This window comes from Pseudomonas sp. MF6755, from assembly GCF_016405635.1.
Taxonomy (GTDB): domain Bacteria; phylum Pseudomonadota; class Gammaproteobacteria; order Pseudomonadales; family Pseudomonadaceae; genus Aquipseudomonas; species Aquipseudomonas haemolytica.
Window position 1 is genome coordinate 13,724 of the sequence record NZ_JAEKDA010000019.1, and the last position, 23,820, is coordinate 37,543.

Below are 23,820 nucleotides of genomic sequence, written 5' to 3' on the forward strand. Positions count from 1 at the left end.
AAAGGCGCTTCTCGCGCCTTCCTCTCTCTATCTATGGCTTATGGCGTTCCAGGCCATGGCGAACCGTCGCAATAGCCCGGACCGGCCACGACACCACGCACCAGCAGAATGGCCTCTGCCGACGTCACCGGTGAAGGGTTGAGAATTGGCACGGTATAGGAAATAACCACAGAGCCCATGCTGTGGTTGGCCCTGTTAATAGGCTTGATATAGGTGTCGTAAGGCCCCACGGCCACCGTAAAACCTAGCTGCGCCTCTGCGAATGAAATAGGCCCATAAGGAAATGTACCGACTGTCGCAGGAATAGGTACAGCCCCGTCGTCGTCGCTGCAACCAGTCCAATTCACCGTGATGATCATGCCCTGCTGCAGTAATGGATGAGGTGGAATCTGCACGCGAGCTTGTCTTAGCGGTGCCCGCAACGCACCACAGCGAATCTCTCCGGGAATCAGTGGTGGTCCGGGAAGTTCGGCCAGAGCCCCCTCTACGCTCGGTTTCAGAAAGGAAATGACGTTGGCATTGACGTTGATAGGCTGAGAAGGTGAAAGCGCTCGATTCTGGGTACCGGCGATCTCAATTTCATAGTACAGCGGGATAGTGTTGTTGGCATGCCGCTGGATGTAGGGCCACGGGACCTTCATGTTGATCTCGTCGCCTGGCATTGCAGTGGCGGCAACCACGGGCTTGCTGTCCACCAGATCGTTCATGTATTTGAGGTGTAATGTAAAATCCCGGGCCGAAGGAGGTGGAAGATCACTCCACAGTTCAACGACCACATTGGCATCTAACCCATTATCGTCTTCATCGAGCTCATTTGTCTTACCCGAGCCAGCACCGGTCAGCACCGGAGGCAACAGGTTCGTGTTAACGGGGTCGGGCTTCTCTGGATAGTCTGGCCCACCCTCGGCCAAATCCAGCTCGATATTCGAGGCGGTAGGTACTCTATAAAGTGTGCCGTGACGCCTTACCGAGTACTCCACTGAAAGGTTTATAGGGCCGATGCTGGTGCCGTACAGCGCGGCAAGGGTTGCATAGGCCACATGGAAGTCATATGGCAGCGGTGATCCCCCCAAGGGAAAGGGGCCCAGCTCTTGCGTGCCATGTGTGGTGGTCAGGTGCACGAAAAACTCGTCCGCCAAGCGGTCCGCGTCATAGGTGGGAATAATGACAAACATACCGGAAGACTTAGCCGTATCAGCTCGATCGATCAAGCGATCCCCCGCCCCCACCAAAGACAGCGCGTCCCTGACACCCGCCACGCCCAGCGTAGGTGCGGGGGCGAGTGAAACAGTGATCGGTAGTTCGAATGAAAGATCACTCACGTTACCCGCGCGATCGACCAAACGGTATTTTAGCTTCCTGGGACCATCGGCGGCCTCTGCCATGTCTCTGGTAAAGCGCACGACCTCATCAGGAAATACCGATCCTCGCGCAATGACCTGGCTGGCCCCTTCATATAACAACTCCCACTCGTCCCCGGGATCGGCCCCTTCACTTGCATAGTCTGGAATGCCAAACGGTATACCGCCAGCGGCATCGAACGAAGCCAGATACGCCTCCGTGACATTACCCGGCCAACCCGCCGGGAGCGTCAAGCGAGGCGGCACGTAAGGGAAGCTGTCGTAAGGTGCGGTACGGTCAATAACCAAAGGCACTTGTGCAGAGCCGGCTTCACTGCCTACAGCTCCCGAAGTGGTGATGACGTAACTGAAATGGTGAGCGCCCTCTGTCAATAACCGTTGCGGAATCCGGACAGAATAAGAGGCAGGAACAGCCCCAGGAAAAAAAACCGTCTCACTGCTGACATGCCCGGATTCAAAGTTACCTTTATCGTCAAGGTAAATATCCAGCACATCGGCCCTTGCGGGGTTGGTGGGGACCGGGACCCACGTCGAGGTGGGAATTTCGATGTTCAGAAACGGCTCATCCGCTTTAGCGCGAGATATCAGACCGGGATAGTTGACCGGGTCAACCAGGCCGTCAATAGTTGCCGGATCTAATGTGATCGGTACCGCATTGATACCGGGTACTTTCCCGAGATTTTTTCTATTCCTGCTTTTCATTTTTTCACCTATTTTTAATTGAACCACCGTCAATTTCATAAGTGCACACGCTTACTGTGAGAAAACAATCTTCACACTCACGAAGCGCACATTTCCACCGAACAAGAACATAGGAGCTCAATCAATATCCATGCGCCTAAGGTTCATCACAAAAACCCTCATCACCCGCGTTGCAGACTTTGCCGGACCCGGCAGATGTCCGATCAATTCGGAGCAAACGATCGGTCGATTTACCGAAAGGCACTCCATTGCGGAGCAAAACATAACGGGCCAGCGCCGATGCATAATTGCGCATCGGCTCGATTTTTGTATCCCAAGGCAAAACCGTCACCTGCACACCGTTGGCCACGCGTTCTGGCGTATCTAAAGATACCGTGGCAAAAAAGTCTGTATGTTCTATAGGAAGGCCGCTGCCGTTGTTTGTGGAGTAGCCCTCCCAACTAAACTCAATATCATCGTTTAACTGGAAAGCCTCATCAGGCGGTATGCTCCAGATCACCCCCCTGCAAATAGACGGTATGGAATCACACGTCAAATACTTGGCCCCCCCCAGCAACGTATGTTCAGCTGTCGGCGGCGTCAGTACGATCAAGGGTTCAATATGTACATTGACTAACGTATTGGATGAATCCTGTTCATTGACTCCATTACTTGTTACATAAAACACTGGAAGTTCTGGATCGTTGCCGCCGGCAACAATCACGCTGCCAGGTACGTCCGGTAAAAATCTCACCGGTTGGTTGAATACATCTGTTGCCTGAACATCGTAGTGAGCAACCGCCCCCATTGCCCCCCAATGAAGCGTCAATCGCTCTCCAGCCTGAGGGTCTAAATACAACTGTACCCACACCTGGGCGCCCAGCACCTCATCCCGGTTATCCAGTTCATTATGCAAACCAGAGCCTAACCCGAAGACATCTACCCGCGACAAGGTGCCATTAAGCCTGGCCGGCGCATTAGCGTGATCCTGCCCCGCGATGGTCAAGTCCACCCAAAAGAGTTCGGAGGGCGATGGGACTGGAGTAATGCCAGGGCGGTGAATTTCATAACTTACGCGTACCTGTTCACGCGCCAACGTACCCGGTGGACGCAAAATGCTCCACGGTATATTCACCCAAAATGGAAAGCCTGTGATGGGTTGCGGCGGTAGTACCTGGCGACCGTCCCAAATGAATACGACGTTATCTCCCGGGGCAAAATCATCGTATTCGGACGGGATTCCCGCTTCGACCGTCGCTCGCGCATCTGCGCGATCAATCAACGCGTCACCGTACGCCGGCGGGCGGATCTGGGGGCGAGGGAGGTTATTAGGCAGAGGTATGAGATCGACTTGAAAACTCAGCGGAGCGCTTAGACCGGAAAAGTTACCGGCACGGTCATAGAGGCGATATTGCAGATGGTTGCTACCGTTTCTAAGATTGCGAAACAGGTGCGCAGGAACGCGCAAGATCAGTGCTTCATCAGTGAATACAAACGTCACTCGGTCTTTCTGAATCGCAGGAACCGGCGGCACATTATGATCCAAGTAGTATCCGACCTGATCCCATCCTTGCCTGCCGATATAATCCGGTACAAGGAACTCTATGAACGGGTTAGCTGCAAGCACCGCCTCCGTGATACCCGTCAGAGCGATATCCGGATCTACGAATTCAGCGTGGTCGTCCGCGTCAGCAAATCGCGGGGCATTATTGTCAACGGTCAACGTCGACGGATTGGAAGGTGTTCCAAAACCGCTCTCGTCCTCAATCGTAAAATAGAGTTGAACCACTGCATCAATTTCACGCATGTAGTCATCGGGTACATACAGCGAATAAGGGAAGTCAGCAGGGTCCAAGGGACCGGTAAAGGGGTGCTCGTCTGCCAGTACATCAATACCCCGTATGCGCCACCAGAGCTTGAGGGTCTCGACTCTGCCAGGTGACGGTCCGGGTATCCACTGCGGAATGCGGCATTGCAACGGGACCAATGACACCGCGAGAGGAATCAACCCTTCAGGATCAGTTGGGTCTACGCCCACGATCTCTTCAAAATCACCATGCATTGCAACGGCTCCGCCCCCGGCGTGTAGCACAACGCTCTGGTGCGATACGAATGGGTTAGAACTGGACATGCTTTTCGCTCCTGCGTCATCGCGATTACGCATGAATTAGATACTGTATTGCGCAATGTGGTAACTGTCAGAACTAACAGGTAGGCAATACCATCCGTCGCCTGGCAGACCGGCCGCGGTACGCAATTTGCTGACAGACGCTTGACGTGTCAGCCGAGTTGGTGTCTTCTGAAACCGGTTTCAGTCACTCAAACTGTCAACCACACCTCCAATAAGAAAGGCCCGTCACCGTGACTCCATTTTCCGCCGCCCAGCGCAGCCGCGTGACCATGCTCGACGTCGCCGAACACGCCGGCGTATCCAAGGCCAGCGTGTCGCGCTTTATCGGCGATGACCGCGCCCTACTCTCCGATGCCATCGCCCTGCGCATCGAACACGCCATTGATGCACTCGGCTATCGCCCCAACCAGATGGCCCGCGGCCTCAAGCGTGGGCGCACGCGCCTGATCGGCATGCTGGTGGCCGATATCCGCAACCCCTATTCCATCGCCGTGATGCACGGCGTCGAAACCGCCTGCCGCCAGCACGGCTACAGCCTGGTGGTGTGCAATACCGACCGCGATGACGAACAGGAGCGCCAGCACCTGGCGGCGCTGCGCTCGTACAACATCGAAGGGCTGATTGTGAATACCCTCGGCCATCACCTCGACCAACTGCTGGAACTGCAACGGGAAATGCCCCTGGTGCTGGTGGACCGCAAGGTCGAGCCCTTGCACAGCGACCTGGTGGGCCTGGATAACCCGGCGGCGGTGCGTATCGCAGTGGAACACCTTGAGCAGCAGGGTTACCGCGACGTATTGCTGGTGAGCGAGGCCACCGATGGCACCAGCTCACGCCTGGAGCGCCTGGAGAGTTTCCAGGCCGAAATTGCCAAGCGCCCCGCGTTGACAGGCGCCGTGGTTGAACTGGACGGCGAGCTGGAAAACCGCCTACGCATTTTTCTGGCCCAACCCGGCCCCAAGGCGCTGTTTTGTGCCAACGGCGTGGCTGCGCTGGCCTGTACCCGTGCGCTGAAGAATCTTGGTTGTGACCTGTTCGGCGAAGTGGGGCTGATCGCTCTGGATGACCTCGACTGGTACCCGCTGGTGGGCACTGGCATCACCGCCCTCGCCCAGCCGACGCAAGCGATTGGTGCCAGCGCTTTCGACTGTTTGCTCAAGCGCTTGCGCGGCGACACCGCACCGACCCGCACCCTGGATTTTTTGCCCGAGCTGATTATCCGCGGCTCCACCCAAATCCCGGTGGGAGGGGCTTGCTCCCGATAGCTGTACATCAGCTACAGATGAGCTGACTGGCACACTGCTATTGGGAGCAAGCCCCTCCCACATTTTGTTCTGCGCACGAAAATGAAACCGGTTTCAGAGGTAAACAACAATGCATAAATACCCCGTGTCCATCAGCCTTTCCAGCTACGGCGCCGACCTCGTACGCCAGCAAGGCCAATTGAGTTTTGTCGCGTTACTCAGCGCTGCCGGTGCACAGCGCATCGAATGGCGTGAAGAGCTACTGACCAGTGAACACCCCGCCACACTGGCCCAGGCCGCCGCCGAGCAGGGCCTGGACAGCGTGTTTTCGTCGCCCCTGGAGCTCTGGGTCGCCGGCCGCGCCCAGCCCAACGCCGAGCTCGCCGCAACCCTGGACCGCGCGCAAGCCTTCGGTTCGGGCTGGCTGAAAGTCTCCCTCGGCTACTTCACCGACACCAACGACCTTGAAAGCCTGCACGCCCTGCTCAATCGCCACCCGGTCAAGCTGCTGGTGGAAAACGACCAAACCCTGCACGGTGGGCGCATCGAGCCGATGCAACGGTTTTTCACTGAAGTCGAACGCCTGGGTTTGCCGGTGAAAATGACCTTCGACATCGGCAATTGGCAGTGGCAGGACCAATCCGCACTCACCGCCGCACGCCTGCTGGGCCGCCATGTGGATTACCTGCACTGCAAGGCCGTAGCCCGCCGCGACGATGGCAAGCTCGTGGCCTTGCCGCCCGGCGCCACCGACTTGCATCTGTGGGAACAACTGCTCAAGCACATGACTCAAGGTATTACCCGAGCGGTGGAATTTCCATTGCAGGGCGATGACTTGATCGAGGTCACCGCGCAGCAGGTCGCCACCCTCGCCCACCTTGGCCAACCCCGTGTGGAGAACGCCCATGTCTGAGATCGATATCCTGTCGTTTGGCGAAACCATGGCGATGTTTGTCGCCGAGCAGACCGGTGATCTGGCCCAGGTCGGGCAATTTCACAAGCGCATTGCCGGCGCCGACAGCAATGTCGCCATCGGCCTGTCGCGACTGGGGTTCAACGTCGCCTGGCTGAGCCGGGTGGGTAACGATTCCCTCGGGCGCTTTGTGGTCGACACGCTGAGCAAGGAGGGGCTTGATTGCCGTCATGTGGCCGTCGACCCGCTGCACCCCACCGGTTTTCAACTCAAGTCGCGGGAAGAGGCCGGCGCCGATCCTCAGGTGGAGTACTTCCGCAGAGGTTCAGCGGCCAGCCATTTGTCTATCGCGGCCATCAGCCCCGCGCTGCTGCAAGCCCGCCATCTGCATGCTACCGGGATTCCACCGGCGCTATCGGATGCCACCCGTGAACTCTCCTTCGAACTGATGACCCAGATGCGCAAGGCCGGGCGCAGCGTGTCGTTCGACCCGAACCTGCGCCCCTCCCTGTGGGCCAGCCAGGCGCAGATGATCCGCGAAATCAACGCCCTCGCTGGGCTTGCAGACTGGGTACTGCCGGGCTTGGGTGAAGGTCGCCTGCTCACCGGTTTTGACGACCCGGCAGATATCGCCGCCTTCTATCTCGACTTGGGCGCCGAAGCCGTGGCGATCAAGCTCGGCCCCGAAGGCGCCTATTACCGCACCCACATGGACCAGGGTTTTGTCGCCGCCGTACCCGTGGAAAAAGTCGTGGACACGGTCGGTGCCGGCGATGGTTTTGCCGTGGGCATGATCAGCGCCCTGCTGGAAAACTCAAGCTTTCCCGAAGCGGTACAACGCGGCAACTGGATCGGCAGCCGCGCCGTACAGAGCCGTGGCGATATGGAAGGCTTGCCCAGCCGCAGCGAATTACCCAACCGATCCGTTGCTTGACCCATTACCTGTTGCCACAACTACAACAAGCTCAGGAGCAACCCCATGGAAACCGTGAAACTTGCCACCCGCCGTTGGTGGTACATCATGCCTATCGTTTTTATCACCTACAGCCTGGCCTACCTGGACCGCGCCAACTATGGCTTCGCCGCCGCCTCCGGGATGGCCGAAGACCTGATGATCACACCGGGCATGTCCTCCCTGCTCGGCGCGCTGTTTTTCCTTGGCTACTTTTTCTTCCAGGTGCCGGGGGCGATCTACGCGCAGAAGCGCAGCGTCAAGAAACTGATTTTCGTCAGCCTGATCCTCTGGGGCGGCCTGGCGACGCTGACTGGCGTGGTGTCCAACGCCTACATGCTGATCGCCATTCGCTTCATGCTCGGGGTGGTCGAAGCGGCGGTGATGCCGGCGATGCTGGTGTACCTGTGCCACTGGTTCACCCGGGCCGAACGCTCGCGGGCCAACACCTTCCTGATCCTCGGCAACCCGGTGACCATGCTGTGGATGTCGGTGGTGTCAGGCTACCTGGTGCAGCATTTCAGCTGGCGCTGGATGTTTATCATCGAGGGCCTGCCGGCGGTGCTGTGGGCGTTTATCTGGTGGAAACTGGCGGATGAAAAACCCGCCGACGCCAAGTGGCTGAGTGAACAGCACAAAAAAGACCTGGAAACCGCCCTGGCCGCTGAACAGGTAGGCATCAAGGCGGTGAAAAACTACGCCGAGGCCTTCCGTTCGCCCAAGGTCATCATCCTCGCCCTGCAGTTCTTCTGCTGGAGCATCGGCGTGTATGGCTTCGTGCTGTGGCTGCCGTCGATCCTCAAGGCCGGGTTGCAGATGGACATGGTCGAAGCCGGCTGGCTCTCGGCGCTGCCCTACCTGGCGGCGGTGATCGGCATGCTGGTGGTGTCCTGGGGCTCGGACAAACTGCAGAAACGTAAGCGTTTCGTGTGGCCGCCGCTGCTGATTGCGTCCATCGCCTTCTACGCGTCCTACATGTTGGGCGCCGAACATTTCTGGTGGTCCTACACCCTGTTGGTGATCGCCGGAGCGTGCATGTATGCACCCTACGGCCCGTTCTTCGCCATCGTCCCGGAAATCCTCCCGGCCAACGTCGCCGGCGGCGCCATGGCGCTGATCAATAGCATGGGCGCACTGGGCTCGTTCGGCGGCTCGTACCTGGTGGGTTATCTCAACAGCAGCACCGGCTCGCCCGGCGCTTCGTACCTGCTGATGAGCGGCGCGTTGCTGCTGTCGGTGGTGCTGACCATTTTCCTCAAGCCCGGCGCCAGTGACCGCGTGCGGGTGCCAACCCTGGAGTTGAAGGTAAAGACCTCATGAAAAAGTCTGTCGTGTTGTACAAAAAACTCTCCGCACCGCTGATGGCCCGCCTGCATGAGCAGGCTGAGGTCACACTGATCGACGCATTGGATGAGACCGGCCTGGCCAAACTGCGTGATGCCTTGCCAACGGCTCAGGGCCTGCTGGGTGCCAGCCTGCGCCTGGACGCCAAGCTGCTCGACCTGGCGCCCAAACTGGAAGCGGTGGCCAGCGTCTCGGTCGGGGTCGATAACTACGATATCGACTACCTGACCCAACGCGGCATCCTGCTCAGCAACACCCCGGATGTACTCACTGAAACTACCGCCGACACCGGCTTTGCGCTGATCCTGGCAACCGCCCGGCGCGTGGTCGAACTGGCGGACATGGTGCGCGCCGGCCAGTGGAACAAGAACATCGGCCCGGCGCACTTCGGCAGCGATGTGCACGGCAAGACACTGGGCATCATCGGCATGGGCCGCATCGGCGAAGCCTTGGCCCAGCGGGGGCATTTTGGCTTTGGCATGCCGGTGATCTACCACAGCCATTCGCCCAAGCCGGCGGTGGAGGCACGTTTTGGCGCGCAATACCGCAGCCTGCAGGATTTGCTCAAAGAGGCGGACTTTGTCTGCCTGACCTTGCCGTTGACGGCTGAAACCGAAAAGTTGATTGGCGCTGAAGAGTTTGCACTGATGGGGCCGGAGACGATATTTATCAATATCTCCCGGGGCAAGGTGGTGGATGAGGCCGCGCTGGTCGAAGCGTTGCAACAGCGCACCATTCGCGCTGCGGGGTTGGATGTGTTCGAGAAAGAACCGCTCAGCCACGACTCGCCGTTGCTGCGCTTGAACAACGTGGTGGCGACGCCGCATATCGGCTCGGCGACACATGAGACGCGGGAGGCGATGGCCACATGTGCGGTGGATAATCTGCTGCAGGCGTTATCAGGCGAGCGGCCGCAAAACCTGGTGAACGCGACCGTCTGGAAACAGTGAACCCCTGTGGGAGGGGGCTTGCCCTCGATGGTGGCCTGACTGCCGACTAGGATGTTGGGGTTTTGACCGAGTACATATCCGTTATTTAGGTAACGGCCGCTATGGGTTCCGCCCTTACGGCGGCTCACTTTTGAACAGCGCAAAAGTAAGCAAAACGCTCTTGCCCCACCACTCGGCACCTCGCTTAGGCTCGGTGTGCCCGCAATCGGACATTGATTTGGGGGGCCGCCGCCACGCGCCATCCATGGCGCGGGGCGGCTAAGATCAAGATCAAAAACACAGCGAGGCGGCCTTATAGCCGACCTGATCGATGCTGCGTGCGCGTACCCCTGTGGGAGCGGGCTTGCTCGCGAAAGCGGTGGGTCAGTCAACCTCAATGTTTGCTGGGCCGACGCCTTCGCGAGCAAGCCCGCTCCCACATTTTATCTTCGCTGCGTTGAGCATTTCGTTCGCTTAACTGTCCCGTTCGCACAGAAAAGCAGAAGCGCCGCCAGCGTATCTACGATGCGTAGCGAGTCGCTCTTGATCTTGATCTCAGGCGCCCCGTTAAACCACGCTGGCCGAACGCAGGCTTGAATCCGTGGGTAACCCGGCAGGACGCCGGGTTAGCCGCCCCGCGCCATGGATGGCGCGGGGCGGCGGCCCACGGATTCAAGCCGGAGCGAGGTCCCGAGTGGTGGGGCGAGGACCTTTTGCTTACTTTTGGCTGGGCCGGCACTCCGGTCCTTCCAAAAGTGAGCCGCTGTAAGAGCGGAACCAATAGCAGCCGTTACCGCAGCAACGGATATGTACTCGGTCCCCCCCTCCCACATTTTTGACCGTATCCCAGATCAGATTACAAAACGCGCCACCATCCCATTCAAATCCACCGCCAACCTCGACAGCTCATGGCTGGCCGCACTGGTCTGGTTAGCCCCCGCCGCCGACTGGGTGGCCAGGTCACGGATGTTGACCAGGTTGCGGTCCACCTCACGGGACACTTGGGCCTGTTCTTCCGAGGCGCTGGCAATCACCAGGTTGCGCTCATTGATCAGGCTGATGGATTCGGTGATCTGCTCCAGGGCCACGCCGGCAGCGCGGGCCATTTCCAGGGTGGCCTGGCTGCGTTGGTTGCTCTGCTGCATGGACTGCACGGCTTCACCGGTGCCGTTCTGGATGCCGGCGACCATCTTCTCGATTTCCTGGGTCGACTGCGCGGTGCGATGGGCCAGTGCGCGCACTTCATCGGCGACCACCGCAAAGCCACGCCCGGCCTCACCAGCACGGGCGGCTTCAATGGCGGCGTTAAGCGCCAACAGGTTGGTCTGCTCGGCAATCGCGCGGATTACGTCGAGTACCTTGCCGATATCCCTGCCCTGGGTGGCCAGGCCTTCGATCATCACCGCGGTGGTTTGCACGTCCTGGGTCATGGTCTGGATCGCGCCGACGGTGTCCATTACCCGATCGCGGCCTTCCCGCGCCGCCTGGTTGGACTGCCCGGACGCCTCGGACGTGGAGACCGCATTACGCGCCACCTCTTCCACCGCCGCCGTCATCTCATTGACGGCCGTGGCGGCCTGGTCGATTTCATTGTTCTGTTGCTGCAGGCCGCGGGAGGCTTCCTCGGTGACAGCGCTCAACTCTTCCGCGGCTGACGCCAGCTGCGTGGCCGAACCGGCGATGTGCTGGATGGTTTGGCGCAGGCTGGTTTGCATCGCCGATAAGGCGCTGAGCAACCGCGCCGGCTCATCCTTGCCATCGTCCTCGATGGTGGTGCTGAGGTTGCCAGCGGCGATGGTTTCAGCGACTTCCACAGCTTTGCGCAACGGCGTGACGATGCTGCGGGTCAGCAACCAGGCCAGCAACACCGTGAGCAATGCGGCGGCGACGGAAACCGCCACCACACCGGTGATCGCACCTTCGTAGCTCTGCCCGGCCGCTGCATCCGCGCTCTTCGCGTCGGCCGCGTTAATGGCGATCAGCTTATTCAACTGCTCGCCCATCTGGTCCGTGCCGTCCTTGATGCGGCTGTTGATCAGTGCGCGCATGTCATCGACCTTGCCTTGCTTGGACAAGGTGAGCATGTCGGCCTGGGCTTTCAAGTAATTGTCCAAGGTGACACCAAAGGCCTTGTACAGCGCCGCTTCCTCCGGGCCGGCCGGCAACGTGGCGTACCCGGCCTGGGCGGTTTTGACCTTGTCGGCCAACACGCCGATGCGGGTTTCGGCTTCCTGCAGGGCGGCAGGCTCGCGGTTGACCAATACGCGAAACGACAGGATACGCAGGCGCAGCACGTTTTCGGTGATCGTGCCCAGGTACGTCACGCTGGGCAGTTGGTTTGCGCTCATGTCCAGCGAGGACTGGCGCATCTGCGTCATGCGGTTGACCGCAAACACGCCCAATAACACCACTAACACCGCAATGAAGGCGAAACCGAGAAACGCTCGAGGGGCAATGTTCAGGTGACGGAGGGACATAGGGCTGCTCTCAGAAGTAGTGTTTGCGAGCGTCCCTGCCGCGAAACGATCCGTCAGCGTCAACGCGCTGCCCGGACCTTGGTCACCACTGTTGTCGTTGTAATGTGGGCCTATACCCGATATCGGCCGGGTCGATGCTTTAGCGCAGGGTCTTCATAAATATTTTTTTACACTTCTGACCATCGACGGTTTCTGGCATCCTGCGCCTCCATTTTCTGACCCGAGCCCTCATTTTGTCTGACGCTCAAGCCCCCCGCCCGCGCTATAAATCCGACCTGATCTATGGCCTGGAAGACCGTCCGCACTTCACCGCCGCGATATTTGCCGCCCTGCAGCACGTATTGGCCAGCTTCGTCGGCATTATCACGCCGACCCTGATCGTCGGCGGCGTACTGGGCCTGGAAAGCGAAGTGCCGTACCTGGTGAGCATGGCGCTGTTCGTCTCGGGCCTGGGCACCTTCGTGCAGGCACGCACATTCGGGCCGGTGGGCTCGGGCCTGTTGTGCCTGCAAGGCACCAGCTTTTCCTTTATCAGCGTGATCCTCAGTGCCGGCTTCATGGTCAAGGCTCGGGGTGGTGGCACCGATGAAATCCTCTCGACAATCTTTGGCATTTGCTTTTTCGCCGCATTTATCGAGGTGGTGCTGAGCCAGTTCATCGGCAAGCTGCGCAAGCTGATCACTCCGGTGGTCACCGGCACCATCATTACCCTGATGGGCCTGTCGCTGATCAAGGTGGCGGTCACCGATATGGCCGGTGGCTACGGCGCCAGCGATCTGGGCGCCGCGGGCAATATGGGCTTGGCGGCGCTGGTGCTGCTGACCATTGTGGTTCTCAACCGGTTCAGCAATCCGTTCCTGCGCCTGGGTTCGATCGTGATCGGCCTGAGCCTCGGCTTCCTGGTGGCGTGGTGGATGGGCCGCGTCGACATGGCCGCCCTGCCCCAGGTGCCGTTGATCAGCGTGCCGGTGCCATTCAAGTACGGTTTCTCGTTCGACTGGGTGGCGTTTATCCCGGTGGCGGTGATCTTCCTGATTTCGCCCCTGGAAGCCGCCGGCGACCTGACCGCCAACTCGATGATTTCCCAACAACCGGTCAAGGGCCCGCTGTATATCAAGCGCATCAAATCCGGCCTGCTGGCCGACGGGCTCAACTCGGCGATGGCCGCCACCTTCAACAGCCTGCCGATGGTGACCTTCGCCCAGAACAACGGTGTGATCCAATTGACCGGCGTGGCCAGCCGCTACGTCGCGTACTTTATCGCCGGCCTGCTGGTGCTGCTGGGACTGTTCCCGATGATCGGCGCCGTGCTGCAACTGATGCCCAAGCCGGTACTCGGCGGCGCGACCCTGATCATGTTCGGCACCGTGGCCGTGGCCGGGATCAAGATCCTCGCCGAAGCCGGCCTGCATCGGCGCAATGTGCTGATCGTGGCGATCTCCCTCGGCATGGGCCTGGGCGTTGCCGCCGTGCCGGAAGTATTGCGCGACCTGCCCAAGGCCCTGCACAACATCTTCGAATCGCCGATCACCGTGGGCGCGTTCTGTGCAATCCTGCTGAACATTTTCCTGCCCGAAGAGTTCATAGAGCTGGAAGAAGATGAATTCGATCCGGAGTCCTCGACCCTCAAGGTCATGCAAGACCCGGACGTGACCCACTAGTAGGAGCACTGTTATATGCGCAAGCTCATGGTTCTATCGCTGTTGCTGCTGACCTTGAGCGCCTGCGCGCTGTTCCCCAACCGCGACCCAGTCAACATCAATGTCGTGGGCATCGAGCCGCTGCAAAGCCAGGACCTGGAAGTGCGCTTCGCCGTGAAACTGCGGGTGCAGAACCCCAATGAAACCGCGATCGACTACAACGGTGTGGCCCTGGACCTGGAGGTCAATGGCCGGCCATTGGCGTCGGGTGTGAGTGACCAGGCCGGCAGCATTCCACGCTTCTCCGAGACCGTTCTGATGGTGCCAGTCAGCGTTTCAGCGTTTTCTGTGTTGCGCCAGACGTTAGGCCTGAGCCAGACCCAAAGCCTGAACAACCTGCCCTACGTGCTACGCGGCAAACTGGCGGGCGGGGTGTTCGGCACCATGCGTTTTGTAGAACGCGGTACCCTGGATTTGCCCAACACCGCTACCTGGTAACCGCCATGCAACCGACACTCGTCACCGAACGCCTGATCCTGCGCCCGCTGGTGTTGGAGGATGCCGAGGCGATCCAGCAGCAATTTGCGCATTGGGAAGTGGTGCGCTACCTCAATGCCATGGTGCCCTGGCCCTACCCGGAGGACGGCGCGCGAATCTATCTGCAACAGCTTGCCCTGCCCGCCATGGCCCGTGGTAAGGAATGGCACTGGTCGATTTGCCTTAAAAGCGCGCCAGAACAATTGATCGGCAATATCAACCTGACGGACGAGCAGGATGATAACCGGGGCTTCTGGCTCGGGCCGCAGTGGCAGGGGCAAGGGTTTATGTCCGAAGCCAGTGCCGCCGTGACTGACTATTGGTTCGACGTGCTTGAGCGCCCCGTGCTGCGCGCGCCCAAGGCGGCGCCGAACCTGGTGTCGCGGCGCATTTCAGAGCGTACGGGTATGCGTTTGATCAGGACGGATGAGGGTGAGTTTGTCGCAGGCACGCTCCCACGGGAGATCTGGGAAATCACCCGTGAAGAATGGCTGAAATCCCAGCCCCCCAAACGCTGAAGATTAAATGTGGGAGAGGGCAAGCCCCCTCCCACACTTTTTACCCTGTTCAGTCAGTGATATAGCGAACGCCCGGCCTGGCACGCTCGTCCACAACCAATTCAAAAATATCCGGCCGGGCATAGTGCCCCACCACGTCATAGTCATAGCGTGCCCGCACCAGATCTTCAGTATCAATCTGCGCCGTCAACAACCCCGACGCTCCCAACAGTGGCCCAGCCAGGATGTCCCCCATGGGCCCGACAATCACACTGCCGCCGGCAATCAACGGGCGATCTTGGGGCCAGTTGGCAATCTCGACGCCCAACGCCTGCGGCGATGCCTGCACCTGACACGCGCTGACCACAAAGCAGCGGCCTTCATGGGCGATATGGCGCATGCTCACCTGCCACATCTCGCGCTCGTCCACGGTGGGCGCGCACCACACCTCTACGCCCTTTGCGTACATCGCCGTACGCAACAAAGGCATCATGTTTTCCCAGCACACAGCACCTCCAATACGCCCGACTGCCGTGTCAATCACAGGCAGCGTCGAGCCATCGCCTTTGCCCCAGATCAGCCGCTCGGTACCGGTGGGCATCAGCTTGCGGTGCTTGGCAACCAGACCGCCCACCGGCTCGAAATACAGCACAGTGCAATACAACGTGCTGCCACTGCGTTCGATCACCCCAAGCACCAGACTGGCGCCGGTACGCGCCGACAATCCGGCCAGCGCCTCCGTCTCCACACCCGGCACGTCGATGGCGTTGGCAAAATACCGCGCAAAGGCTTCACGGCCTTCGGGAAGGCGATAACCCAACTGCGTGCCAAAATTTTCGCCTTTAGGATAGCCGCCCAGCAACGCCTCGGGCATCACCACCAAGTGCGCGCCACTGCGCTGGATTTCATCTTCATAGGCCAGGATCTGCGCCAGAGTTTCAGCCTTGCCGCCAGGCAAGGCGCCGATTTGCAGGGCTGCGACAGTCGATACGGGCATTACGCTCACTCCAGTGATAAGGGTTGCCCATTTTCAGGTCAGGCTCGATCATGAATAAAGCCCAACTCAGTGCTAATTGATATGAGCCAAATGAATATCGCCCAGGTCGACCTGAACCTGCTGAAAACCTTCGAAGCCCTGCACGATGAGTCCAGTGCCAGCCGCGCAGCATTGCGCCTGGGCGTGACGCAATCGGCGATCAGCGCTGGCCTGCGGCGTTTGCGAGAGCTGTATGGCGATCAACTGTTCATACGCACCGGTCGCGGCCTGGCACCCACATTGCGCGCCAATCAGTTAAAGCCGGTGATCAGCGAGGCGCTGGACCGCTGCCGGCAGAGCCTGGCGATGATCAGCCCGGATAATCTCCATTACGGGGGGCGCTCGGTGGTATTGGGGCTGTCCGACGACTTCGAGATTGCCTACGGCCGTCGACTGATGGACGCCATTGCCCAGCGCCTGCCGAAACTGCGAGTGATCTTTCGCCAGACCCACAGCCAGATCGTCGCCGGCGCCCTGCTTGACCGTGACCTGGACCTGGCCATCACCGCCGGTGGCTTTGCCGAACGCAGGCTGAGTCGACAGGTGCTGGGCGAAGGTGACTATCGCTGCGTGGTAGACCCGCACAGCCTGGCGCCCGACCAGCGGAACATCGACCTGGAGGAATTCGTTGCACGGGAACATGTGCTGGTGTCGTCAGGCGGGTTTATCGGCATTACCGATGAAGGCTTGGCGGCACAAGGCTGGAGCCGCCAGGTGTGCGCGTCCACCAGCCATTTCGCCGCGCTGCCGTATCTGCTCAAAGGCAGCGCCGCAGTGGCGACGATTCCCGGGCATGCGGCCCAAGCCATTGCGCAAATGACCGGCCTAAGTGTGCTGCCCTGCCCGCTGGTGCTGCCGCGCTACCCGGTGGAGTTGGGCTGGCGTACCCAAGCCCAACTCGACCCGATGCTGCTCAAAGTGCGCGAGGCCATTGTGGCGGGCTTTATTTAGCCGCCGCCATCAGCTTGTTGACTTCACTGCGCACCATGTTGGAAAACTCCGGCGGCGACATGCCGTCAAGTTCCGCACGCACCCATTCGGCCCACTTGCCCTTGCGCTTGGCACGCTCACCGAACAGCCGTGCGGCCTCACCCTTGGCCTTGCCCAGGTTGGTTTGCCACAGGTCGTAGAGGCGGGACTTTTCATCTTCCAGCTCGGCGCGTTCGGCGAGGGTCTTGTTGGCGAGATTGAAGCTCATGTTGAATTACCTGCTACACAAATAGGCGACATCTTACACTGTAGGTCTAAAGTTCCCGATTCGGATTTTGCCTCAGATGATCGACCCGGGAAAAAAACTGCAACTTTTGCCGCTGCCCAATACTCCATTGTTCACTGTCACATTCACCTGCAAGGAGTCACCCAATGGCCCGCAAAACCGCCGCCCAAGCTGTCGAAGATCAAATCAAGGACCAAGCCTTCAGCGAATTGACCGCGCTGATCGAGGAATCGGACAAACTGCTCAAAAGCAGCGCCTCCCTCGTGGGTGAGGAAGGTGAAACCCTGCGCGAGCAGGTCGCCATCAAGCTCAAGCAAGCCCTGGACTCAGTGTCCAGCGTGCGCGAACGCAGCAAGCCCGTGGTGGATGCCACTGAAACCTACATCGGTGGCCACCCGTGGCAGACCGTGGCCATCTCCGCAGGCTTTGGCCTGGTTGTCGGCCTGTTGCTCGGTCGTCGCAGTTGAGCCATGGGGGGCTGCGCCGCTGGCGCGCCCCCCATTTGACTAGCCTGCGGCCATTTCCTGCAATTGCCGAAGCACCTTCATCTGCATCTCAATACCTGTCTCTTGCGACTTCGCCCGTGTGCGATGGCGCCGATCCCCCGGCAACCGCCGTAACCCCGCCGCATGCATCTGCCGCACCAACTCCTGGCTGCGCTCGGCAAAGTTTTGCCCAGCAGTTTTACTCGGGTCGATCAGGATCAGTAATTGGCCCGTCCAAGGCGTGCGGGCCCCAGGATGATCCGACCAATTGAATTCAAACGAGAAGTTGCCACCGGTAAGCGCTGCTGCCAATAACTCGACCATCATCGACAACGCCGAGCCCTTGTGGCCACCAAACGGTAACAGCGCCCCGCCCTCCAGAATGGCTTTGGGGTCTTGAGTCGGCTGGCCCAGGCTGTCGACGCCCATGCCCGGCGGCAGGCGCTTGCCTTCGTGCGCAGCGATCTGCACATCGCCATGGGCGATGGCGCTGGTCGCGAGGTCGAACACTATCGGCGCGCCGTCTGCCCGTGGCGCCGCAAATGCAATCGGGTTGGTGCCGAACAGCGGCCGGTCCGCACCATGGGGCACTACGCAGGTCATGCTGTTGACCACACTCAGTGCCACCAGGCCTTCTTCGGCGAAGGGTTCGACATCCGGCCACAGCGCGGCAAAGTGGTGGGAGTTATGGATGGCCAATAGCGCAATCCCGGCGCTACGCGCTTTGGCCACCAGCAATGAACGCGCGGCCGCCAAGGCCGGTTGGGCAAAACCATTGCTGGCATCGACGCGCACGAAACCTGTGGCCACGTCCTCCACTACCGGCACCGCCCGGCCGTTCACCCAGCCGCTGTTGAGCGTGGACACATACCCGGGAATACGAAACACACCATGGCTATGAGCACCATCGCGTTCGGCACTCGCGCAATTATGCGCCAGGACAGCGGCTACCTCTGGCGAGGTACCGTGCCTCACAAAAACCTGTTCTAGCAATGTCACCAGCTCGGTGAAGCCGATTGAGGTGCAAGCCGTGGCAACTGTCGGAGACTGCGCAGACATTTGAAGCTCCGTTTTTATGATTGGAGGGGGCAACGAATGAACATCCAGACCGTCGATTAAACACCACGCCCGGCGCCTGATGTCAACTTGCACAGGGGCTGATTATTTACCCCTGCTCACCCTGGACGCGAATTTAGCCTGTCATTCCCCAAGCACAATGGAGACAGACGATGGTCCGCGTAACCCCGCCGTATTTTTTCGACGAGTTCCTGCTGTCCAACAGCCGAAAAACACCGAGCGAGCGCGAACGTGCGCTGGGGCTCACCGTCAAGGACCTGGAGTGGTTGCACACCCGGTATTACGCCACCGACGCCGCCCGACGCGCCCCCCAGGTGCACACACATCCTATGAGCGTGGAAAAGCTGCTGATCAACGTTGCAGGGCAACCGGCGATAGTTCTCGCCGGCGCTTTCGTGATGAGCCCCAGCCCGGACGGTTGCAAGGCCCTGCTGTACACCCCTTATGGCGGCATACAGGTCGCTGAAGATCACACCACGCTGCTCACCGAGCTTGGCGAGCAGTTGGCGGACCCGCTACAGCGCGTTGAGTTGCTGAGCTTCCAATCGATTGCGCAACGCAATGTGTTACCCATCGGCACCGCCATAACGCTCACCAGCGAGATCGTCGAGGGCTCCGTGCAAGAGGACCAGGAGCAGACCCTCCAGGCCTGCCAACAAGCCAACGTACAGGCGATGCTGGAGCAACTGCAAAAAATCCCTACCTTGCCCGACATGCTTGGCACACTGCTGGGCATCATGGCGCGCGCTCACTTCCCCGGCCTGGACCAACGCGACACCCGGGTGAACTGTTTTACCCAAGAGACGGCAGGTGGCCCTCGTCGCTGGGTCGCTTCATTACCTTTAAGCGAAGCGCTGCTGCAGTTCTATGTGAAACATGCCTGGCCCAAAGAACAAACCCGCGAATTCGTCAACCCGAAACGTGACACAACGGCTTTCACCCCAGCCCAGCTTGAACAAGACCGTCTGAACTGGGAAATGCTGATCCAACAAATCTCCAACATACTTTCAAGGCTACTGGACAGCCTGCTGCAAACGTACTGGAACGAGGATACAAATAGCGGGACCTCACGCCTGAACCTTTTCGCGCAGGTCATGGCAGATAAGTTTCGCGTCGATATCCTGCTCAAACGCCAGCAAACCATCATCAGTGCCGACGAAAGCCATATGCTCCAGGCCATGTTCCTCAGTGATCAGACCACTCGCCGCACATATGCCCGCAACCTGAGCGTGGAAAAGGTACGCCTGTACGCGCCCTACCAACATTATGTGGAGCTGGCCGGCACTTTGGCGCTCAGCGAGACACACGCTTACCTTTACACGCAAACGCGCGGTTTAAAGGTGGTCGAAGACCTGGATGATCTGAAAGACACGTTATTGAGCATGCTCAAGAGCGCAGGACACGAAGATGAGCTGCTCAATTTTCTGTCCTTGGATGAGCGCAACACGTTTATCGGTCTCGACCAGATTAACATCGCCGTAGAGCCTGCCACGGCCGGGATTTTCACCAGCATGGTCGAAGACATTGCGCTCAAGCAGACCAGTAATATGAACCACGCGCTGGAGCTCTACCGCCGCAGCGATGGCCAAGTGGACCTGGCGGCGTTGCTTGACTACGCCCTGGACATACGCATGATGCTCGACCACCGCCTGACGACACTGGATACAGGCGGGCGCTGGACTGTCCACCCCGTCACCAGTGGCAACGACCGCCCCTCTACGGTGAAGGCAGAGCGTGCCAAGCTCCACCTTCAACGCCTTGAGACCGCAGAGGAGGCACTTGCCGCAGAACGCCAAAAGCATCCGACCTTACGCAGCATGGTCGCGCTGGCATTGAATACTGAACTGCAAAAACAGCAACAGGACCTCAAGGCCCATGAGGTGTTTATCAACACCTACGCCACCCAGGCTCAAGAGCGTGAAGAACGCCCACCGGTATCGTCCCTGAGCATGGTTGAGCACTTCATCGAACGTTTGAGCCTCGAGGCCTCGCCGGTTGCGGCCTCGTCCCGGACTTGGTTCTACAGCCAACCCGACCCGGGCATCGCGCTTAAATTGCACAGCATGACCCTGAACACTTTTAACAACGTAATCGAGCAAGTACTGCTGGTTTTCGCCAAACACTCGATGCGCGACTTGCCGGTCCTGTTTCTTGCCAACAGCCGCGACAAACATGCCCATTCGATGCTCATGGGTTTGCGCAGCGAAGCTGAATTGAGGCTGCTGGACAACACCCTGGCGCCGCGTAGCCAGCAAATCCTTGACGCCGTGCTGCGCGCCGAAAGCCTGACGCGCTTGACTCGTCATGGTATCAACGGCTTTCTACCCGATGCCTATGCGTTAACACTGGCCACGGGTACACCCGAGAAAGTGCAGCCCCTTGCCAATACGTTTTTATTGACGGAACGCGGTGGTATCGACCCCGAGCGCTCGGGTCATGTCGTACTGTGGACGCCGCGCCACGGCCACGAGGTCTTTACCTCGATAACAGCCCTGCGCGAAGAGATGACACAGCGTCTGGCGCACCCGATCAGGCGCTTGAGCCTGCTGGAAAACCTGTTGGCCTCCCTGCGTGTGCCCCACCAGGTGTATCGACTGGGCCCCTTGCAACGCATTGATGACAACGTGTTGAACAATCGCCTGCAAACCTACAGTGACTACGTCATGGACGGCGTTGATCGCCTGCTTTCCATGAGGTTGCCCGCACGGGCGCTGCAAGACCGACTGGATACGGTATTGGCACAGGCTGCGCCCACCAACCTGGCACGGGCCATTACGGTGGCCGGTGCGATGATCAACCAGCAGGCCCTACCCGCCTGGTTGGGCATGGCGTCGGCCCAGGCGCAGATCCACCAGGTAGAACTGCTTGAGCAGTACCGCAACAGCGCCCCGGACGAAAAAGACTACCTGCATGGAATAACGCCGATCCGCAAGCATACGAGCACCGCACTTTTAGCGTTGCTACAGGCACGGTTCCCCGGGCAGCACATCGACCCGGATGACGTACTGATCCCCGCACACCCGGCCCTCGACGTTCATGTCTACAGCCTGACCGAGTTTGCCTTGCGCCATTGGCCAGATCTGGACGCCGAGAACATCCGCCCACGCTCTCGAACGGCCACGCCCCTGCCGGCCACGTTGGATGCGAGTGCGGTGATCCAGATGGTCCGGCAACTGGATCTGAAAACCCACTACCAGAAGCTCCTGCAAGACCAGCTCAACCCTCAGACGCAGGGAGGGCGAAAACGGCGCGACCTGTTTTGTCGGCAATTGCCCTGGCAAACCCTGCAATACGCCCATGAGCAAAAGCTGCGAGAACGACTTTCAACACGGGCGCTGGGTATGGTCCAACAGGTCTTCAACATGCCCGACGCCCTGGCGCGCGGGATGCTTACCGGTGCGTCGGCCATTATTCGCTCCCTGGCATTGATTGCCACCAAGGGCGCCGCGGCCGTCAAGGCCTTGGGCATGTACTTGATAGGCCCGAAAACCCAGAGCGTCGGCCCTTTGGTACTGCACGCGCCCTATAGCAAAAACCATGTGTTCAAGGAATATGCGAACGAGCAAGCATTGCTCGATGAATTGGAACGGCCGGGAGAACTCCAGGAGTGGACCTTGAACCACCTGGAGGCACCGCATCAGGCCACGTACCGGAACTTGTTGAAAAACAACCGCCGCCCCTCCACCGACATCCGTCTGGCCTCGCCCGCCATAAGCGGCAATGCCCTGCACGACCTGTTTAATGACAATACGCAGATGCTGCTCAAGATGTTTGCCGGCCAGTTCGAGAAAGACGCCCAGATGCTATGGAACAAAGCGGTCGACCTGTTGGGTGATGACATTCCCAAGGCCGTGGAATTTATGGCTGGGAAACTGGCCTATCCGCTGGTTGTGTGGCGTAGCTACCGCTTGTTCAAGCGCTCGGCTGAGGCACTGCAGTTGCATGAATGGACGCCAGCACTGAAAGATTTCATCTCTGGTGTGGCTGAATTAGCCTCACTGCGTACGGAACTTGAAGGCTGCGCGGAACCACCGCCCACGGAAAAGGAAGTACCGCTGGCCGAGCTTGAGGACGAAACACTGCCTACCGCCACAAGCCTGGCCAGCCTGCATGTCACGGCGGCGTCGCGTACGCAGTTGCAGCCTTTCGAAGATCACGACATTGCCCTGAAGGACCTGGAGAAATGCCCCATCAACCATGTTTATTGCGATAAGAAGAGCTTGAAGGACTACGTGCCACTGGGCGGTAAAGTTTATTCAGTCAAGCGAACCGCACAACGTTGGCGCCTGGGCAACAACGAGCACACCGGGCCGTATATCGGTCGCAATGCACAGGGCGCCTGGGTACTGGACCTCAGTCGTCATAACCCGCGTTTTGGCAAAGCCCTGTCGCGCTATAGAACGCGAAGCGACGAACGCCTGGCAATCAATATAGAGGCCACCGGCATAAGACAGATTGCCGCATTGTCCAGCTGGAAGGCCCAAGTGATCAATGAAGCGTTGAATGTAGCGACTTACTACACCGTCAATTGCAAGCGCAATATTGCTCATTTTTCAAACCTGCTGGATCCCAATAGCCGGGTCGGTAAGCTTTTGGGCGAAATGTTCGGTGTCATCAGCCTCACCTCTGATCAGCTCGATAGAACCGAAAAAATGGTTGATGGAATACTTGCTGAATTGAGTGATGCCACTTTAACTGGCCCCGACTCAAAACGTTTTGTCAGTGGGACCAGTCGCGTGGGGGGCGCGCAGGAATATGCCTTTGTCATATCCGAAGACCGCGAACGCAAGCTGTATTTACTCAATCGTTTCTTTGATCCAGCCATGGATGATTACCAGAATCGTTTGACCACACCCTTCGACATATCCGCACACGCCAGGGGTAGCGTGTTGATTCATGAATTGACGCACTTGAAATTCCGCACCGAAGACATCGCGTACCTCGACAGCATGCGGCCTTTCTCTGACCTGATTGACGCGAACAAGCCGGGTGCTCAGTTGATGAAAACCACTCTGGAAGATTTGCACAAGACAGCTCTGTCGATGCTGACCCCCGCCACGATGCTGTTCAAGACCTGGGATGATCTAGAGTCGAAATGGGCAGACTTCGGCGCTGAAACCGCTACCTATCACGTCAAACAAAAAGTCCTCAACACCACGGGTGCCAAGGACCTTGATAACGCCCGACAGATTTTCATGAATGACCCCGATAAACGCATCGACACAATCTTGGCCAACGCCGACTCAGTCACCTACCTGATTACCCATCTTGGGCGTCTGCTGGATCCGGGGGCCTGAACC

17 protein-coding genes are annotated in these 23,820 nt (G+C 59.1%); 11 read left to right on the forward strand and 6 right to left on the reverse strand.

The features are described 5' to 3' along the window. Positions 1–38: 38 nt before the first annotated feature. Positions 39–2,102 (reverse strand): hypothetical protein, encoded by a 2,064-nt coding sequence (locus JFT66_RS23505; protein WP_198860281.1) that lies wholly within the window; start codon positions 2,100–2,102, stop codon positions 39–41. Between the two features lie 97 nt (positions 2,103–2,199). Next, entirely contained in the window at positions 2,200–4,173 is a 1,974-nt protein-coding gene (locus JFT66_RS23510; protein WP_198860282.1) for a hypothetical protein, read from the reverse strand. Positions 4,174–4,403: 230 nt separating this feature from the next. On the opposite strand from JFT66_RS23510, the gene JFT66_RS23515 reads away from it, so the two are divergent. The 5 genes from JFT66_RS23515 (at position 4,404) to JFT66_RS23535 (ending at position 9,576) form a co-directional block, all read left to right on the forward strand. Then, positions 4,404–5,438: a LacI family DNA-binding transcriptional regulator gene (locus JFT66_RS23515; protein ID WP_332875122.1), complete on the forward strand. Its 1,035-nt coding sequence runs from the start codon at positions 4,404–4,406 to the stop codon at positions 5,436–5,438. Positions 5,439–5,547: 109 nt separating this feature from the next. Then, on the forward strand, positions 5,548–6,330 hold the full coding sequence (locus tag JFT66_RS23520) for a sugar phosphate isomerase/epimerase family protein (protein WP_034116798.1): 783 nt from the start codon (positions 5,548–5,550) through the stop codon (positions 6,328–6,330). Next, complete coding sequence (locus JFT66_RS23525) at positions 6,323–7,264, forward strand: sugar kinase (protein WP_198860283.1); 942 nt, start codon at positions 6,323–6,325, stop codon at positions 7,262–7,264. Before JFT66_RS23520 ends, JFT66_RS23525 begins: the two co-directional genes overlap by 8 nt. A 45-nt stretch (positions 7,265–7,309) precedes the next feature. Continuing rightward, the gene (locus JFT66_RS23530) at positions 7,310–8,602 is read left to right on the forward strand and encodes an MFS transporter (protein ID WP_034116796.1); all 1,293 of its coding nucleotides are present in this window, start codon (positions 7,310–7,312) and stop codon (positions 8,600–8,602) included. Beyond that, positions 8,599–9,576 (forward strand): NAD(P)-dependent oxidoreductase, encoded by a 978-nt coding sequence (locus JFT66_RS23535; protein WP_034116795.1) that lies wholly within the window; start codon positions 8,599–8,601, stop codon positions 9,574–9,576. The genes JFT66_RS23530 and JFT66_RS23535 overlap by 4 nt, the downstream gene beginning before the upstream one ends. A gap of 830 nt (positions 9,577–10,406) precedes the next feature. Here JFT66_RS23535 and JFT66_RS23540 read toward each other — a convergent pair. Continuing rightward, positions 10,407–12,032: a methyl-accepting chemotaxis protein gene (locus JFT66_RS23540; protein WP_198860284.1), complete on the reverse strand. Its 1,626-nt coding sequence runs from the start codon at positions 12,030–12,032 to the stop codon at positions 10,407–10,409. A 233-nt stretch (positions 12,033–12,265) separates the two neighbouring features. Between JFT66_RS23540 and JFT66_RS23545 the strand changes: the two genes are divergently transcribed. Genes JFT66_RS23545 through JFT66_RS23555 form a run of 3 tightly spaced genes read left to right on the forward strand, consistent with a single transcriptional unit; the run spans position 12,266 to position 14,727 of the window. After that, entirely contained in the window at positions 12,266–13,693 is a 1,428-nt protein-coding gene (locus JFT66_RS23545) for a nucleobase:cation symporter-2 family protein (RefSeq protein WP_034119303.1), read from the forward strand. A 15-nt stretch (positions 13,694–13,708) separates the two neighbouring features. After that, entirely contained in the window at positions 13,709–14,170 is a 462-nt protein-coding gene (locus JFT66_RS23550; RefSeq protein WP_198860285.1) for an LEA type 2 family protein, read from the forward strand. 5 nt (positions 14,171–14,175) lie between these two features. Next, the gene (locus JFT66_RS23555) at positions 14,176–14,727 is read left to right on the forward strand and encodes a GNAT family N-acetyltransferase (protein ID WP_198860286.1); all 552 of its coding nucleotides are present in this window, start codon (positions 14,176–14,178) and stop codon (positions 14,725–14,727) included. 49 nt (positions 14,728–14,776) lie between these two features. On the opposite strand, the gene JFT66_RS23560 is transcribed toward JFT66_RS23555, so the two are convergent. Then, on the reverse strand, positions 14,777–15,703 hold the full coding sequence (locus JFT66_RS23560; RefSeq protein WP_034119306.1) for a carbon-nitrogen hydrolase family protein: 927 nt from the start codon (positions 15,701–15,703) through the stop codon (positions 14,777–14,779). 90 nt (positions 15,704–15,793) lie between these two features. On the opposite strand from JFT66_RS23560, the gene JFT66_RS23565 reads away from it, so the two are divergent. Continuing rightward, a complete protein-coding gene (locus tag JFT66_RS23565; RefSeq protein WP_198860287.1) occupies positions 15,794–16,693 on the forward strand; it encodes a LysR family transcriptional regulator in 900 nt (299 codons plus the stop codon). Here the strand turns inward: JFT66_RS23565 and JFT66_RS23570 are convergent. Beyond that, a complete protein-coding gene (locus JFT66_RS23570; RefSeq protein ID WP_003190904.1) occupies positions 16,686–16,940 on the reverse strand; it encodes a hypothetical protein in 255 nt (84 codons plus the stop codon). The two genes, JFT66_RS23565 and JFT66_RS23570, sit on opposite strands and share 8 nt — an antisense overlap. Before the next feature lie 164 nt (positions 16,941–17,104). Between JFT66_RS23570 and JFT66_RS23575 the strand changes: the two genes are divergently transcribed. Next, positions 17,105–17,425, forward strand: a complete 321-nt coding sequence (locus JFT66_RS23575; RefSeq protein ID WP_198860288.1) for a DUF883 family protein — start codon at positions 17,105–17,107, stop codon at positions 17,423–17,425. Between the two features lie 39 nt (positions 17,426–17,464). On the opposite strand, the gene JFT66_RS23580 is transcribed toward JFT66_RS23575, so the two are convergent. After that, entirely contained in the window at positions 17,465–18,502 is a 1,038-nt protein-coding gene (locus JFT66_RS23580) for an Ldh family oxidoreductase (protein WP_198860289.1), read from the reverse strand. Positions 18,503–18,672: 170 nt separating this feature from the next. Here JFT66_RS23580 and JFT66_RS23585 point away from each other — a divergent pair, with 170 nt between their 5' ends. Beyond that, the gene (locus tag JFT66_RS23585; protein WP_198860290.1) at positions 18,673–23,817 is read left to right on the forward strand and encodes a dermonecrotic toxin domain-containing protein; all 5,145 of its coding nucleotides are present in this window, start codon (positions 18,673–18,675) and stop codon (positions 23,815–23,817) included. The last annotated feature ends 3 nt before the right edge of the window (positions 23,818–23,820 follow it).